This window comes from Sorangium sp. So ce448, assembly GCF_051520915.1.
Classification (GTDB): Bacteria; Myxococcota_A; Polyangia; order Polyangiales; family Polyangiaceae; genus Sorangium; species Sorangium cellulosum_B.
The window spans coordinates 2,687,339-2,702,152 of record NZ_CP150343.1; the positions used below are offsets into that span (position 1 = coordinate 2,687,339).

17 protein-coding genes are annotated in these 14,814 nt (G+C 69.3%); 3 read left to right on the top strand and 14 right to left on the bottom strand.

Going from position 1 to position 14,814, the window contains the following annotated elements:
* Positions 1-122: 122 nt before the first annotated feature.
* Positions 123-341: a hypothetical protein gene (locus WMF45_RS10355; RefSeq protein WP_437716752.1), complete on the bottom strand. Its 219-nt coding sequence runs from the start codon at positions 339-341 to the stop codon at positions 123-125.
* Positions 338-820, bottom strand: coding sequence for a hypothetical protein (locus WMF45_RS10360; RefSeq protein ID WP_437716753.1), 483 nt, complete (start codon positions 818-820; stop codon positions 338-340). Before WMF45_RS10360 ends, WMF45_RS10355 begins: the two co-directional genes overlap by 4 nt.
* A 573-nt stretch (positions 821-1,393) precedes the next feature.
* Between WMF45_RS10360 and WMF45_RS10365 the strand changes: the two genes are divergently transcribed.
* Positions 1,394-1,825 carry a CBS domain-containing protein gene (locus tag WMF45_RS10365; RefSeq protein ID WP_437716754.1) on the top strand — a complete coding sequence of 144 codons (432 nt, stop codon included), beginning with the start codon at positions 1,394-1,396 and terminating at the stop codon, positions 1,823-1,825.
* Between the two features lie 12 nt (positions 1,826-1,837).
* On the opposite strand, the gene WMF45_RS10370 is transcribed toward WMF45_RS10365, so the two are convergent.
* From WMF45_RS10370 to WMF45_RS10415, 10 genes are all read right to left on the bottom strand, one after another.
* On the bottom strand, positions 1,838-3,040 hold the full coding sequence (locus WMF45_RS10370) for a hypothetical protein (RefSeq protein WP_437716755.1): 1,203 nt from the start codon (positions 3,038-3,040) through the stop codon (positions 1,838-1,840).
* 167 nt (positions 3,041-3,207) lie between these two features.
* Positions 3,208-3,348, bottom strand: coding sequence for a hypothetical protein (locus WMF45_RS10375; protein ID WP_437716756.1), 141 nt, complete (start codon positions 3,346-3,348; stop codon positions 3,208-3,210).
* A gap of 218 nt (positions 3,349-3,566) precedes the next feature.
* A complete protein-coding gene (locus WMF45_RS10380) occupies positions 3,567-3,749 on the bottom strand; it encodes a hypothetical protein (RefSeq protein WP_437716757.1) in 183 nt (60 codons plus the stop codon).
* Positions 3,750-3,856: 107 nt separating this feature from the next.
* A complete protein-coding gene (locus tag WMF45_RS10385; protein WP_437716758.1) occupies positions 3,857-4,204 on the bottom strand; it encodes an RNA recognition motif domain-containing protein in 348 nt (115 codons plus the stop codon).
* 258 nt (positions 4,205-4,462) lie between these two features.
* The gene (locus WMF45_RS10390; RefSeq protein ID WP_437716759.1) at positions 4,463-5,533 is read right to left on the bottom strand and encodes a DUF2169 domain-containing protein; all 1,071 of its coding nucleotides are present in this window, start codon (positions 5,531-5,533) and stop codon (positions 4,463-4,465) included.
* A gap of 31 nt (positions 5,534-5,564) precedes the next feature.
* Positions 5,565-7,745, bottom strand: coding sequence for a type VI secretion system Vgr family protein (locus tag WMF45_RS10395; RefSeq protein ID WP_437716760.1), 2,181 nt, complete (start codon positions 7,743-7,745; stop codon positions 5,565-5,567).
* 346 nt (positions 7,746-8,091) lie between these two features.
* Positions 8,092-9,345 carry a hypothetical protein gene (locus WMF45_RS10400; RefSeq protein ID WP_437716761.1) on the bottom strand — a complete coding sequence of 418 codons (1,254 nt, stop codon included), beginning with the start codon at positions 9,343-9,345 and terminating at the stop codon, positions 8,092-8,094.
* Between the two features lie 148 nt (positions 9,346-9,493).
* Entirely contained in the window at positions 9,494-10,765 is a 1,272-nt protein-coding gene (locus WMF45_RS10405; RefSeq protein WP_437716762.1) for a hypothetical protein, read from the bottom strand.
* The gene (locus WMF45_RS10410) at positions 10,749-11,423 is read right to left on the bottom strand and encodes an RNA polymerase sigma factor (protein ID WP_437716763.1); all 675 of its coding nucleotides are present in this window, start codon (positions 11,421-11,423) and stop codon (positions 10,749-10,751) included. The genes WMF45_RS10405 and WMF45_RS10410 overlap by 17 nt, the downstream gene beginning before the upstream one ends.
* A 247-nt stretch (positions 11,424-11,670) precedes the next feature.
* Positions 11,671-12,231 carry an NADPH-dependent FMN reductase gene (locus WMF45_RS10415; protein ID WP_437716764.1) on the bottom strand — a complete coding sequence of 187 codons (561 nt, stop codon included), beginning with the start codon at positions 12,229-12,231 and terminating at the stop codon, positions 11,671-11,673.
* Between WMF45_RS10415 and WMF45_RS10420 the strand changes: the two genes are divergently transcribed.
* Positions 12,230-12,811 (top strand): hypothetical protein, encoded by a 582-nt coding sequence (locus WMF45_RS10420; protein ID WP_437716765.1) that lies wholly within the window; start codon positions 12,230-12,232, stop codon positions 12,809-12,811. The two genes, WMF45_RS10415 and WMF45_RS10420, sit on opposite strands and share 2 nt — an antisense overlap.
* Positions 12,812-12,983: 172 nt before the next feature.
* The gene (locus WMF45_RS10425) at positions 12,984-13,955 is read left to right on the top strand and encodes an alpha/beta fold hydrolase (protein WP_437716766.1); all 972 of its coding nucleotides are present in this window, start codon (positions 12,984-12,986) and stop codon (positions 13,953-13,955) included.
* 79 nt (positions 13,956-14,034) lie between these two features.
* On the opposite strand, the gene WMF45_RS10430 is transcribed toward WMF45_RS10425, so the two are convergent.
* Together WMF45_RS10430 and WMF45_RS10435 are read right to left on the bottom strand one after the other, a co-directional pair.
* Positions 14,035-14,466 carry a type II toxin-antitoxin system VapC family toxin gene (locus tag WMF45_RS10430; protein WP_437716767.1) on the bottom strand — a complete coding sequence of 144 codons (432 nt, stop codon included), beginning with the start codon at positions 14,464-14,466 and terminating at the stop codon, positions 14,035-14,037.
* Entirely contained in the window at positions 14,463-14,768 is a 306-nt protein-coding gene (locus tag WMF45_RS10435; protein ID WP_437716768.1) for a type II toxin-antitoxin system Phd/YefM family antitoxin, read from the bottom strand. The genes WMF45_RS10430 and WMF45_RS10435 overlap by 4 nt, the downstream gene beginning before the upstream one ends.
* Positions 14,769-14,814 lie beyond the last annotated feature (46 nt).

Here is a 14,814-nt window from a genome sequence, read left to right on the forward strand (position 1 = left end):
TTTCACAGGGAGACGGGGAGGCGGGGAGCGAGAGACGGCAAGAGGGAGAAATTCATTTTTTCTTCCTCCCCGCCTCCCCGCCTCCCTGTGAAAATGCTCCGGGTTTCAACGTGATCGTTGTTCTAGCCGCGGCTCGATCGGGGCGCGCGATCCGCCGGGTACGGACGCACGTTCAGGCCGGTCCAGCGCATGAGGTAACCGAGGACGGCGCCGAACACCAGGTGACCGATCAGGCTCAGAACGAACGTCTTCGGCGTGAGCCGGAAGAGCAGCTCCTCGCCACGGGGCGCGGCGAGCACCGTGATGATGAGGCAAGTCCAGACGAAGACGCCGTACTTCACGGCAGCCTGGACGACCTCACGCCCTCTGGCGAAGATGGGGTAGACCATGAAGAACGCGACCCCCATGCCACCCCGTTTCCAAGCCAGCGCCAGGCATAACCGAGCGGCGCGTGGCCCTCGTGTCGATGGAGCAGCTGCGCGCCGATGTTCGGGATGAAGTCGTTCCATTGTCCGGTGAGGATCGAGAGCGCCCTCGTGACGTCGTACATCCACACCGCGACGAGCGCCATCAGGTACCCGCGGGCGGCGAGCCGCCCGTAGCGCGGGAAGCGGACGCCAAGCGCGATCGCCGCGAACGCTGCGGGGAGCGCCACGCCAGGACCCGAGAGGTGCAGCGGGACGATCTCGAACATCGCCAGCGCCAGGCAGACGATGGGCATGAACCCGAGCACCCCGAAGCTCAGCGGGACCCAGATGTCCCGGCGAAGCTTGACCCGATCCAGGAGCTGGATGTGCTGGTTGTCGCGAAGTCCTGTCAAAAGCCGGTGAGGCTCGTTTCCCTTCTCTCCGCCGATGTATGATATAGAGTCTTGCATCAGGCTACTCCAGTGTTGACGATGGACGTCGCAGGCGCGCGGGCGCTCCGCGTCGCGGCGCCGAGAACGCTGCGGCAAACCGACCCACCACGAGACGCGCAGCGATTCGATGCCGCTTGTGCGATGCGTGGCGCCGCTGCTCGTCTCGAAGGCGCCGCGAGCGCACGTCGAGATCGTTGCCGCTCGACCCTGACGAACCCCGCGTCGGAGGTTCTCGATAGATCCTGTGCTTGCGTAGAATCTTGAACGAATCTCTGGATTTCGTCTTATCCGCGTTCTACGGCCGGCGCACGACGCACGGCCGAGAGCACCTCCGGTGAGGCGTGAGGCGCAGCAATTTCACCGCGTCCGCAGGCCTTGCGCCCGCGGCCAGGCGACGCAGCGACGCAGCGGCTCCGGGGCGCGGGCGCTCGCTGGTCGGCCCCTTGCATGGTCCGTCGAGCGGGCACGGGGGAGCGGAGCTCGCAATGACGGCGGGCGTACTCATGCGTGCCGAGAGCGCAAGGAGTCTGTTCGATGAAGCTCAAGAAGAACTGCAGGGTCGAGGACTACATGAGCACCGCGGTCATCACGCTGAAGGAGGCCGACTCGATCAGCGCCGCAAACCTCGAGATGAAGCTCGCGGAGATCCGGCATATCCCCGTGGTCGACGCGAAGGGGCACGTCGTCGGGATCGTCTCCGATCGCGATTTGCTCCGCCACGTCAGCCGCCTGGACGGCAAGCCCATCCCGATCGAGTCGATCATGACCCGGCGTGTCCGCACCGTGCGAGCGACGACCCCGGCCGCCGACGCAGCCCAGATCCTCCTCGATCACAAGATCGGCTGTCTGCCCGTGGTCGGCGACGAGGAGCAGCTCGTCGGGATCATCACCGAGACGGATTTCCTGAGCATCGCCCAGCAGGCGCTGCGAGGCACCGACGTGACCCACGGCGCCGGAGATCGCTAGGCCAGCGACGCTTCAGAAGGCCGGGGAGCAGCTCTTGCCGTCGGTGGTGATCGGCTTGTCCTCGGGCTCGGCCTGCGTGAGGTCGATGGCGTGGAGATCCGTCACGTCGTCATGGCGCAGGCAGTAGACGAGGGACGTCGCGTCGGGGGCGATCGTCACGCTGTCGATGTAGGTGCCGGGCTCGGCGAGCACGAGGGGGGACATCATGGCCGTGGCCATGTCGTAGACCAGGAGGGCGCCTGTCTCTACCGTGGTGTCGTCGACCGGAATATTGATGGTTCCGGCGAAGACAAAGCCGCTTCCATCGCCGAGCCAGCTCGCCGGCGTAAGCGAGGGCCGCACCTGGCCTGCGCCGTAGCCCTCATCCACGAGCTTCACGGGGCTGGTGCCACCCGCTCTCGGATAGAGAAAGATGCCCTGATCTTCCGAATTCACGCACACGCTGTGAATGAGGAGGATCTCGCCGGTGGCCGGGTTGACCGAGGGCTCTATCACCGTGCAGCTCAACACCGTCGGGAAGGGCTCCGGCAAGCCGCCCCCCGCGGGCACCCGCCACGGGAACGAGCCTCCCTGGAGGCTCGTCCCCTCGTACCACCAGTTGCCAAAATCATAGAGAATGCCGGCGCCGTCGGCCGTGAACATCGGTGCGTCCACCGAGATTTGGAAGTTCGTACGGCCCCCGCCGTCGTTGGGAAACACCGGCGTGAGGCGGCGGAAGTCGGTCCCGTCGGTGGCGAGGCTCCAGAGGCGGCGGGTCGCGAGGTGGGTGTCGTTGTCTTCCTTGGTGGGGCCGTAGAGCGAAGCGAGGACGATGCGGGTGCGGTCGGGCGAGAGGGTGTGACCCCAGATCTCCCAACCTTCGCTGCCGTCGCCGCGCAGATCGGTGACCACGCGCTCGGCGCCGGTCGCGAAGTCTCGCGCGATGAGATGATCGTGATCGGCCGTCTCGGCGCGCACGTAGAGGAACGTGCCGGCGGGGAGGGCACCCGCGCCGGTGGGCGAGCCACCGCTGCCGGAAGCGCCCGTGCCGCCCGATGTGCCGGTGCTGCCGGAGGAGCCGCTCGAACCAGCGCCCCCGGCGCCGGAGGTGCCCGCGCCGCCGGAGGTGCCCGATGTGCCGGTGGACGACGCGGTCTCGATCGTGCACGCCGACGTCGAACTCGCGGCGATCGCAACGAGACTGAGAACTGGCCAACTGTTCTTCGTTGGAATCATGCGACCAGCCTAACAAACTCTACTCACGCGGATTCGCCTTTCGATCCGGCTGGATCTCAGGCTCGATCAGGTGCGCTCGACGCCTCCCCGGCGTTCGCCCTGATGCGGGAATTCCGCACGTCCGGATCTGTGGAGGGCCGGGGGGTAGTCGACCCCGGCCTACCCGACTAGGGGATTTCGGGGTCGGTGTGCCTTCGCCACTCGTCCCGCGCGCTTGAGTAGGCGGTCCGGGCGGCGAGCTCGCGCTCCACGCCGGTGATGGCGGGCATCTTGCGATGGCACAGCTCCCCGGGAAGGGTGATCTCCACCTGCGTTCGTGCTTCACGCAGCGTGCCGGGCCATCCGCCGGCGGCGGGGCGGCCTTCTCGATGGAGGTCTTGACGCCAACGCCTGGCCCACGCCTGGCCCAGCGCGTTTGCGCTCTGCTCGATGAATCGTTGCCGTACGGCCGCCTGCGCCGAGCCGTCCTGGTCGGCTCCTGGCTCTGACGGGGCGCGCTCGGCGCCCTGGCTCGGCGCTGCGCGCTTCACTCGATGACCGTAGGCTGAGGCCCCGGGACGATCCCTGCGATGTCCGGATCCTCTCCCGGCGTCCCGCTGACGGCGGGGCCCTTTTCCATGCGGCGCGCGAGACGGTTCGCGTCTTTCTCGCGCTGCTTCTCTTGCCTTTCGCGTTCCTTCTGACGCTTCAATGCTCCCTGTCTCTGCATGCCGAACCGGCCTTTCGGCGCCTCCAGGCGCGTTCTTCAGCACCTCATGGTGCGTCCTGAAAGCGCAGGCGTGGCGGCGCACGAGCGCCGCCATGCCGCGCCCGTGATCAGTACCGGCCGCGACCGCCGCCGCCGCCGCCGCCGCCGCCGAAGCCGCGCGCCGGACGCTCCTGCGCTTCGTTGACCTTCAGCGCGCGGCCATCGAGCAGGGCGCCGTTCAGCTGCGAGATGGCGCTGTTCGCGGCCTGGGCCGAGCCCATGGTCACGAACGCGAAGCCGCGCGGCTGCCCCGTCTCGCGGTCGGTCGGCATCGCGATCTCAAGGACCTCGCCGGCCGCAGCGAACGCGGACTCGAGGGTCTCGCGGGTGGTGCTGAACGAAAGATTTCCTACGTAGAGACGATTTCCCATGCCATCCTGCTCTTTTACGGCTTTCTGGTGCGCTCTGCGGCGCACTCGGCCTGCCATCCGACCAAACCGTGACGGATCGAACGGAGACGTGCGGCGCGGAACTCCCGCGCGATCACACGGTGCGTCGTCCAGTCGTCCGAGCGAGCTGCAACCTCCCTCACGAGAGGGAAGAGGGAAAGCGTCGTTATAGAGGGCCAGGGACGATCGTGAGGAGGGCATCCTAGCCCGGTGCATCGTCGTCCGCAAGCGCGCCGTTCCGTCTTCCTGGACCGGGGTTAGGCGGCAGGGGAGCGCGCGCCGGCCTCACCGGTCGTGCGCGATCCGGTAACTCGCCGGGATCACCGGCGGCGGCGGCCCGTCGTACAGCGTCGCGGTGCGCCGCTCCTCCTTGCGGACGTGGTACTCGAACACGCAGCGCAGGGAGAAGAACACCCGCCCTTCCCCCGCGACGATCCCTATCTGATCGAGGTGCATGGGAAAGACATACGCCCGCTCCTCGAGCTGCACATGGATGTGCATCCGCAGGTCGGGCATCGCGAACGCGAGGTCCCCGCCGCGCAGGCCGTGCGTGAGCCGGATCCCGTCGCCCGGCCTCGGCTCGCCGCCCGCCTCGATCATCATGCCCGGGTGCCCCATGTTGAAGAACGTGGGGAGGATGTCCCTGTGCCCCACCTTGAATTCAGGCGCCCTGTCGGGCGTGAGCCGGCTCGGGTCCGGCGCGGCGGCGCTCGTCGCCGCCTTCACGCGGAGCGCGCCCTCGCCAGGGTAATACCCAAGGCCGACGGGATCGGGGGAGTCGCCGAACGAGCGGAGCAGCCGGTTCGGGTCCTCGAGGTTGGGCAGCGGCTTCCCGAGCGCGCTCTTCGCGTCGAGGTAGAACCCTCGCCCCGCCGGGTTGGGCGTGAAGGGCATGTCGAGCCCGTAGTCGGTAGGGCAGGTCCCGCCGAAGGCGCGCCCGTAGTCGAGCTCCATCGAGACGAACGACTCCGGCTCGCTCGGGACCAGGGCGCCGCCGGCCCCGGGCACCCAGGAGCGGTCGCCGAAGACGGCGATCCGCCGCCGGAAGCTCCGCCCCACCTCCAGCTCGACGTCGAGGCGCGGCCTCGCCGCGCCGCCGGGCTGGCGCACCTTCCCGCCGAGCAGCACGTCGATCCCGCCCATGTAGAACGGCTTGTCCCCGGGCATCCTGCCGAGCGCCGTCGCGACGGGCTCGCCCGAGATCGGCCACGGCTCGTCGGGCGTTGCGACGAGCGCGCCGCCGGCGACCCGGAAGGTGGGCCGCACGATCGCGCAGCCCAGCATGTGGTCGTCGCTGCGCGCCGACGCTGTCCTGAGGAGCACCGCCGGGCGCCTTGTCTCGTTGCGAAGCTTCACGGATCGAGCCCTCTCCGCCGCGGCGCCGCGCTCAGCAGTTCAGGCGCACGGTGCCGCCGTCGAGCTTCTCCGTGGCGCTCCCGTTGGTCACGTAGATCCCGTCCGAGGTGATCTCGATCTTCGCGGACTTGCCCTCGGCGTCGGTCGAATTGCCGATCTCGAGGACGATCTTCTTCTGGGCCCGGATCCGGATCGTCGAGTCGGCGAACAGGGCGAGATCGGGCCCGCCGATCTGGACCTCCTGCTCGGACTCGACGCGCACCTCGCCGGCGCACGTCATCTCCAGCGCGCCGTCGGTGACCGCCCACTCGAGCGAGCCCGCGCTGAGCGTGCAGTGCCCGTCGACGACCTGCTGCATCGTGCCGCCGACCGAGAGGGTGAGGTTGCCCGCCACGCGCCTCGACTCGTCGTCCAGGGACGAGATCGCGTGCGCCCCGGTGACGAGTACCGTCCGATCACCGCTCACCTTGACCGACTCGTCCCCGCCGACGCACGCGCTGCGGTCCCCGGCGACGATGTCGCGGCGGTCCCCGACGACGCTCGCCGTGTGATCCCCCGCGACCGAGAGCCAGCTGTCGGCGCCGACCGAGGTGGTCTGATCCGCGGTCACCGTCCTGGTCTCGGCCGCGCCCACGGTCACGGTGCGCGCGCCCGCGACCGTCACCGTCTCCGCGCCGCCGACGGTCTTCGTGCGGTCGCCCGTCACCGCGAGCGCGTCGTCGCCGCCGACGTTGCGGCGCGCGTCGTTCAGGGCCTCGACCTTGAGGTCGCGCTGGGCGCGGAGGTAGACCTCTTCGCGGCCCGACTGGTCCTCGAAGCGGAGCTCGTTGTACCCGCCGCCTCCCGGCGTGGTCTGCGTCCGCAAGGCCGACTTGGTCTTCTCGGCAGGGAGCGCGTACGGGTAGGGGCTCACGACCGTGTACACCCGCCCGGTCACGATCGGCCGGTCCGGATCGCCGTCGAGGAACTCGACGAGCACCGCGCTCCCGACGCGCGGGATGTGCATCGCCCCGTAGCCGGCCCCCGACGCCATCTGCGCGACGTGGACCCAGCACGCGTTCTCCGAGGCGCTGCCGTTGCGATCCCAGTGCAGCCTGACCCTCACGCGCCCGTCGCTGTCCGTCTCGATCTCGGCCCCCTGCGTCCCGACCACGGTCGCGGCCTGCGGGCCGGCGATGCGCGGCTTGGGCGTCCTGCACGGGGGCCGGAAGGCGACGCCGGCCGGGACGCACTCGAACGTGCAGCGGTACCCCTCCTTGCTGTCGAACCGGGCCGCGTGCTGGAGCCGGGTGACGAGGTACTCCGCGTTGAAGCTCTCCCTCGGGTGGTCCTCGAGCCGGAACCGCGCGCCGGGCGCGAGCCGCACGGAGAAGGCCTCGCCCTGCCCCACGGCGGCGGTCGCCTGGAGCGCGTCGAGGCGGACCTCCGCCGCGGGGCTGGCCGGGTACGCGAACACGGCGAGGTCCGTGTGCCGCCCCTTCTCGGCCGCCGTGTCCACGACCGATGCGGGGTTCTCGAACGGCACGTCGCGCGTCGTGACCTTCCCCGGCCGGACCCGCTGCGCGAAGCGGAACGTATCGATGCCTTCTCCGGCGTGGATCGACCCCGTCACCGGCCGATACCGGAGCTCCTTCGGGGAGATGGGCGAGTGGACCTGCGCCGTGTCGGAGATCATCAGGGTCGCGCCAGCGTCGGTGTGCTCGAAGTAATAGAAGATGCCTTCTTCCTCCATCAGGCGGCCGAGGAACGCCCAGTCCGATTCGCGGTACTGGACGCAGACGTCGCGCGCCTCGTAGCCGCGCTGGAGCACGATCTGGTAACGCCGGACGCCGCCGAGCTTCAGCACGCGCTCGATGACCTCGGCCGTTGTGACGCCCTGGAAGATGCGGCAATCGTACCGCTGGTCGAGGAGCCAGACCTCCGGCACCAGCGTGGCGCGGTAGGCGGCGTGGTGCTCCGACGTGTGGACCTGCTCGAACCGGCTGACGATCCCGTGCAGGTGGCGGGCGCCGGCGCCGTGATCGAGCGTCAGCACGGCCGACTCGGCGACGAGCGCGTCGAGGTCGAGGTCGGTGTCGGCGCACTCGACGGTGATATCGAAGGCGTACAGCTCCGACATCGCCTCCGCGCCCGAGAGCTCCTTCACCTCGAGCGAGGTCTTGAGTCCATCGATCGTGAGTCGTGCGCGGACGAGGGGCGGTGCCACGGCCATGAGAACCTCGGAAGAAGTTCGGCCATCAGAGCCGATGCCGCGCCGATGTGCAAACACGTTGCGCGGCCAGCCGCGCCGGGCGAGCTGTGCGGTGCAGGTGCGATGTGCCGCCTGCCACCCGACCCTGCTGCGCCGGGCGCATGTCGCGGGCTGCGCATGCCTCGTCCAGCGACGCGGCCCGAGCGGCCGCCGTAGGCCGCACGACCCTGGGATGTACGCACGGCTCGATGGGCTCGCTCGGTACGCTCACCGGCGGCGCCGGCGGGTCACACGATCTGTCGACGGCAGCGGCGAGCGCTCGAGGATCGAGAGCGCTCGCCCGCGGTTCCGCGCTGTCGCGCCGGCGCTACCGAGGGGGCGGCGTCTTCGAGGCGCAGCAAGTGAACTTTGCGTAGCTCGACTCGTGGGCGGCGCAGCGACCATCGTACCCGGTGTCGAACGCCGCGAGCTCCGCGCCGTCGCTCGCGCACGTGGCGTAGGCCCGTTCCTTGAGGGCGGCCATGTCGATGCACGAGGAGCCGTCACCCAGAGAACCACCCCAGCAGGCCTCCGGCGGAGGAGGAGGCGGCTCGTTACCGCAGCACTCGAAGACGGCCTTGCTTGTCTCGTAGCCGGTGCAGCGCGGGTTGTCTTCCTCGTACGTGAAGGAGGTGAACCTGGCGCCCGCGCTCACGCACGTCGCATAGGCCCGATCCTTCATGACCGAGCGGTCGACGCAGGAGAGGCCATCGCCCAGCTCGCCCTTCCAGCACGCGCCGGACGGAGGAGGCGGTGGCGGAGGCGGCTCGCTACCGCAGCACTCGAAGTAACCCCAGGTGGTCTCGTAAGGTGCGCAGCTCGGGTTGTTCCGCTCGTAATCGAAGAAGGTGAGATCTGCGGCCGAGCGCGAGCACGCCGCATAGGCCTGGTCCTTGAGTGCGGAGGGGTCGACGCAGGATTTGCGATCGCCCAGCTCGCCCTTCCAGCAGGCGCGTGGCGGAGGGGGCGGCGGCGTGGAGCCGCAGCACTCGAAGGTGGCCTTGGTGGCCTCGTTCGGACCGCAGCGCCCGGGGTCCGGCACGGCGTCGAGCCAGGTGAGCTGGGCGCCCGCGCTCACGCACATCGCGTAAGCCCGATCCTTGATGGCGCCCATGTCGATGCAGGACGACCCGTCGCCCAGCTCGCCCTTCCAGCACGAGTTCGGCGGCGGCGGAGGAGGCGGCGGCTCGCCGCCGCAGCACTCGAAGACCACCTCGCTGCTCTCGTGCTCGGCGCAGCTCGGGTTGAGGGTGTCGCTCACGAAGCTCGCGAGCTCCGCGCCCATCCTCGCGCACCTCGCCTGGGCGTGATCCCGGAGCGTGGCCGTGTCGTGGCACGTGAAGCCGTCGCCCATGTCCCCGAGCCAGCACGCCGAGGGCGGGGGAGGCAACGTTCCCCCACCGCCCTCCGACCCCGGGTCCTCGCCGCCGCCCGTCCCTTGATTCGCGTCCCCGCCTTCCCCGCCCGTCGAGCCCGCTGGTGGATCGGGATCCGGCGCCAGGGTGATGGTGCACCCCGAGCCGACGAGGAGACTGGATATCGAGACGCTGAGCAATAGACCTATCGCAAGGGAAGTCCGCATCGTGATCCTCCGTGAAAGCCGGCGTTGCGCCGGACAGCTCCGAACGCGCGCCGCTCGAGCTCGGGTCAGCGCGCCCTCTCCGTCGTGTCGCTCTCCATCTATCAACCGCGACGAGGCCGGCGGTTTCCTCGGGCGGGCGATTTCGCGATCAGAAGGGGCAGCAGGTGTAGCTCAGGCTCGTGGCCGTGGCGTCCGTGCAGGCGACGTGTTTGTCCCCGAACACGCGACGGAAGAGATAGTGGCCATTGCCCCTGCAGAGCGCCGTGGCCTCGGCATCCAGCGTCTCGTACGGCTGGCATACCTCACCGAAGTCGATCTCGCTCGTCCAGCACGACGGCGAAGGCAGCGGATCTCCCAGGGGACAGCACTCGTAGTAGACCCTGGTCGTCTCGTGACCGGCGCAGTCCCCGTCCGGCTGCTCCTGATCGAGGGAGCGGAGCTCCGTGTTCCTTTCCCTGCACATCATGTAGACCTCGTCCTTGACGTACGTCGTGTCGAAGCACGTGACGCCGTCGCCGAGCACCCCTTTCCAGCACGTGGTCAGCGCCATCTTCCCGCACGTGTACTCGGCGTCGAGGTAGCTCCCGTGATCGCAGGGATCGAGCAGCGTCAAGTCCGCGACGATGAGGCCCTGCGCCTCGCACCGTGCCCTGGCCTCACGTCGCAACGCGTCCGCCGTCCGGCAGAGCGCCTCGTCCCGCGGGACCGCCGGATCTTCGGTCGCCGGTCCTTCGGCGTCCGTGGCTCGGGTGCCTTCTCCGCTCTCGCCCGCGTGCGCGGCCGCTTCCGCGGGGACGCCTCCGGCGCCTCGGCGAAGGGCGGCGTGAGGGCCGCGCTGCGCGAGAGGAGATAGCCCTTCCTGGCCATCAACCCATCTCCTGCCCAGCGTGTGCGGGGGGGTCAGCGGCTCGACGCGCCCGCGCGCCGGCGGAGGCGAGACGCGGTCGACCGGGAGCCGGCTGTCGTCCAGGAACCCTGGGGAGTCGTTCGCGTCCCGCGGCGGCACGGCGCTGCGCGGAACGGGCGGCGCCGGAGCGAGCCGGCGGGGAGGTTCCTGGAGGAGCGGGGCGCGGATCCGGGGAGGCGCCGCTGTCGGGCCGTGCGCCGGCGTGCGCTCCAGGAGCCCGCCGTCCGCGGGAGGCGGATCGCCCACGAGCTCGATCCCGTGTTCGACGGGGCGCTCTGTGAAGATCGAGCCGGGTGTGAGGCCCTGGAGCGCGGTGCCCAGGGTGACGGCGCCGGCGCCGGCGCCCAGCGCCAGCACGAGCGAGCGCCCCCCGCTCCCGGCCATGAAAGGCCGCCGCCCGCGCCGGTCGAGCTCCGCGACGAGGCGCGCCTCGAGCCGAGGGGACGGCTTCACCGCGGCGAGCTGCTCGTCCACCTCGCGCAGCAACGCGAGCAGATCACGGTTTCGCGTCATGGCCCACTTCCCATCCGGCGTCGCGGAGCTGCGCAACCGCCTTTTGAATCAGCTTGCAAACGTATCCCTTGGAGTGGCCGAGTATCTTCCCGATCTCCTCCTGCTCCTTGCCGTCGAGATAGAACATCGAGAAAGCGACCTGTTCTTTGGGAGGCAGCGTGCCCAGCGTCTCGAGCGCGCGGCGCAGATCGTCGCGCGCGATCGTCACTTCATCGAGGGCGCTGCGCTCGCCCTCGCCTTGCCCGAGCAGCCAGCGGATGGGCGGGAGCGCGAGGAACCGGTCCCGGCGCAGGCGGTTCAGGCAGCGATTCGAGGTCGTCCGGTACAGCCACCCCTCGAGGTTGTCTCGCTCGGTCAGGGTATCGAGCGCCTTCATCAGGTCGAGGAAGACGTCCTGCGTCACGTCCTCTGCCCAGGCCACGTTGCCGCGGCCGTAGCGGAGCGCGAGGCGGTACACAAGGCGATGGTGGTTGCGGTACAGCGCGCCGAGTTCGTGCGCCTCTTCGCCGGAGCGCTGCGTCACGGCGGGCGGGAGCTTCCGCTCCGAAGGCACGGCGATGTCGTCCGGCGGAGCGCTCCGGCCTCCGTCCCCCGGAGGGGGGAGCAGCTCCTCCGCCCGGGTCTGGCCCTCGCAATGAGGTCGCGCGGCGAGGTTCACCGGCGCCTCCGAGCGAGGGTCCCGTCCGCCGTGAAGCCCCACGAGCCGACCAAGGGTTGCGCCATCTGACACCCTACACAATCGAGGTCGGCGCTGGTTTCCTGTCGGCGGTCTCAGGCGCCGATTTCCCCTCCACGGGGTGCTCCTGGTACCCTCCTGCAACGTCCGCGGTAGAATCGGCGAACGCCACGAGAACCGCTGCGGATCGGCGTCGTCGGGCCCGTGAGGCTCCGCGAGCGCGCCTTGCTCACCCGGTGCGCAGCGTCTTCATCGCTCCGGCCCACGCGAGCAGCTGATCGAGCAAGCCGAAGGCCGACTTCTCGTGGCGGGGGCGGGGCTTGAACACGCTGAAATTTTCGAAGTCGTCGAACAGAGAGAGCATGACCTGCGAGCGCACGTCCGCGATCTGGAGCTCGGCCATCACGAGCCGGAGGTGCTCGACGGCGCGTGAGCCTCCCGCGCTCCCGTAGCTCACGAAGCCAGCCGCCTTGTTGTTCCACTCCTTGTACAGGTAATCGATCGCGTTCTTGAGCGCGCCCGATGTGCCGTGGTTGTACTCCGGCGTGACGAACACGAAGGCGTCGAACGAATCGATCTTCGCCGCCCACGCCTTGGTGTGAGGCTTCGTGTACTGACCCATCGACGGGGGCGCCGGCTCGTCGAGCAGCGGCAGGTCGAAATCCTTGATATCGACGAGCTCGTAGTCGGCGCCGCCCTTCTTCGTCGCCACGTCGTGCACCCACCTCGCGACAGCCTCGCCGTTGCGGCCCGGCCGCGTGCTCCCCAGGATGATCGCCACCTTCAACATGTCTGCTCTCCAGGGCAATAGCCCCTCTCCGATCGAGCCAGCGGGCGGCGTGATGCGCATTCCCACGACGCCGCGGTGGAGAGGAGGGGCCGCGCGAGGTTACACCCAGATCGAGGCCCCCACCAGCCTGCCAGGCTTCGGGCGACCGCCGCTCCGGACCGCTGCAGCCGCAGGCGCCGGGGCGGTGAGCCCGCTGCAGACGCCGGCCTATCCGCAGCAGCCCGAGGGCGTGACGGACTCCCTGCCGGACGGGCAGCCGTGGCCCTGGCGCCTCCAGCAGATCGGGTCGCTCGATGCGGCGCACCCGAGCCAGCCTGGCACGCTCTTCTGCCGCGCCATCCCGGGCGGGCTGTTCCGCTCGGACGACTGCGGCGCTTCCTGGATGCTCGTGCGCTCGCTCTGGATCACGGAGGATCAAGGCGATTCATGGCAGCTGATCTCACGCCGCCTCCCACCGATCTATCGCGTCCGGTTCATGGCATGTCACGGCGCGCGCCGTCGCGATCGCGGCGCCGCGCGGCCTGTCTCCTGTGTAGACACACGCCGGCGTCGGAGATTTGCTTGGATCGTTTATAATTAGTATTTACTTGCGGCCCTGGTCCGTTCGTGAACAATCTGCTCGACGGCGCGGTCGAGATGATCGTCAATCCGGGCGATCGCCGCGGTCGCGTCGAGACTCTTCCTTTTGGCCGTGGCAGCGCGTGATCGAGGGGCAGCCTCGCGCGCGGGGCCGGCAGTGGAGATCAAGAGCCATGACCGACAAGAAGCAAGGAGCACCTTCGTCCAGCTCGACCCCTACCCGTCGCCAGGTGCTGAAGCAGGCGGTGGGCCTCGGCGCGGGGCTGGCTGCCACGAGCCTGCTCGGCGGCGAGGCGTCGGCCGCGCCGCGCATCCGCTCCGGGACCTTCACGACGAGCGACGGGGTCGCCCTCAACTACCTGGAGGCGGGGAGGGGGAGGCCGCTGCTGCTCCTGCACGGGTGGTCCCAGTCGGCAGCGCTGTACAGGGCGCAGATCCTCGCCTTCGCGCGGCACCACCATGTCTTCGCGCTCGACTGGCGCGGACATGGCGAGTCGGAGAAGCCCGAGCACGGCTACCGCATCGCGCGCTTCAGCAGGGATCTTCACGAATTCATCTGCGGGATGAGGTTCAAGCACCTCTCCGTCCTCGGGCATTCGATGGGGTGCGGCGCGCTCTACAGCTACTGGGATAACTATGGGGGTCGCGACCTGGACCGCCTGGTCCTTGTCGACGTGGGCCCGGCGATGACGGCCTGGCCCGACTGGTCGGCGGAGGAGGCGGCCGAGGCGGGGGCCCTGTTCACCCCGCAGACGCTCCACGAGACGGCGGCCGCGCTGCGTGGGCCCGACGGGATCGCCACGACCTACGGGCTCGTGGCCACCATGTTCACCCCCGGCTACCCGGCGGATCAGCTCGCCCTGGTCGTCGAGCAGAACCTGAAGCTCCCGCGCGCGTACGCCGCCAAGCTGCTCGTGGACCAGGCCGAGCAGGACTGGAGGGACGTGATCCCGCGGATCGACGTGCCCACGCTCGTCGTCGGCGGAGAGGCGAGCATCTTCAACCCCATCTCCCAGCAGTGGGTCGCCGACCAGATCCCCGGCGCCGAGCTCGTCATCTTCGGCGCAGACGAGGGGGGCAGCCACTTCATGTGGCTCGAGAACCCCGAGAAGTTCAACGACGATGTCCTCGACTTCCTCGGCTGAGCTGCGCCGTCCCTGAGCGGCTGCCGCGCGCGGCTGCGCGGCGGCACCTGCCTTCGCTGTCGATACGATGACTCGGCGCCTACTGCTTCTTTCTGCTCGACCAGTTCTCGATCGGCAGGCCCTGAAATCGCCGAAAATCTCGGGTATTCACCGTTACCAGGATCAGGTCGTTGCTCTTCGCGATGGCGGCGATTTGGCCGTCCACGAACGGTGCCGGCGTTCCCTTTCCATCAAGCCGAGCGCGCTCGTCGGCATGCCATGCCGAGGCCGCGGCATCGTACGGCAGGATGGGAAGAGACAGGTAGACGACCTCGCGCAGGTACGCCTCCAGCGCCGTGCGCCGCTTGCCTGAGGGCAGGAGCCGACAGCCGTACCACAGCTCGTGCCACACGGGGGCGGCGAGCGCGCTCTCGTGCGCGTGGGCCTCGATCTTCGCGAGCATCGCCTCGTCGGGCGCCTGCTTCATCGGCTCCGAGATCGTGGAGGTGTCGAGCAAGAAGCGCGGGCTCACAGCTTGACCTGTCGACCCGGCGAACGGTCGCGAACGGACGCGGCGAAGTCGCGCTCCAGGCCCACCTCATCGAGGTCGTGCCTCTTCCGGAATGCACGGTACGCGTCGCCGAAGCTCGGTCGATCCGAGCGCAGCCGCTCGAACTCCTCCCGGGACAGGACGACCGCCACGGGGCGACCTCTCCGGGTGAGCTCGACGACCTCACCCGCTTCCGCTTGCTCGATGATGGAGGGGAGATGGGCCCGAGCTTCTGCGACGGAGTAGCGATGCGTCATCCCGTAGATGTACACCAACATGTACATCGTCGCCACCCTTCGCGAGCGCCGGCCGTTGCCCCGGCGATCCGAG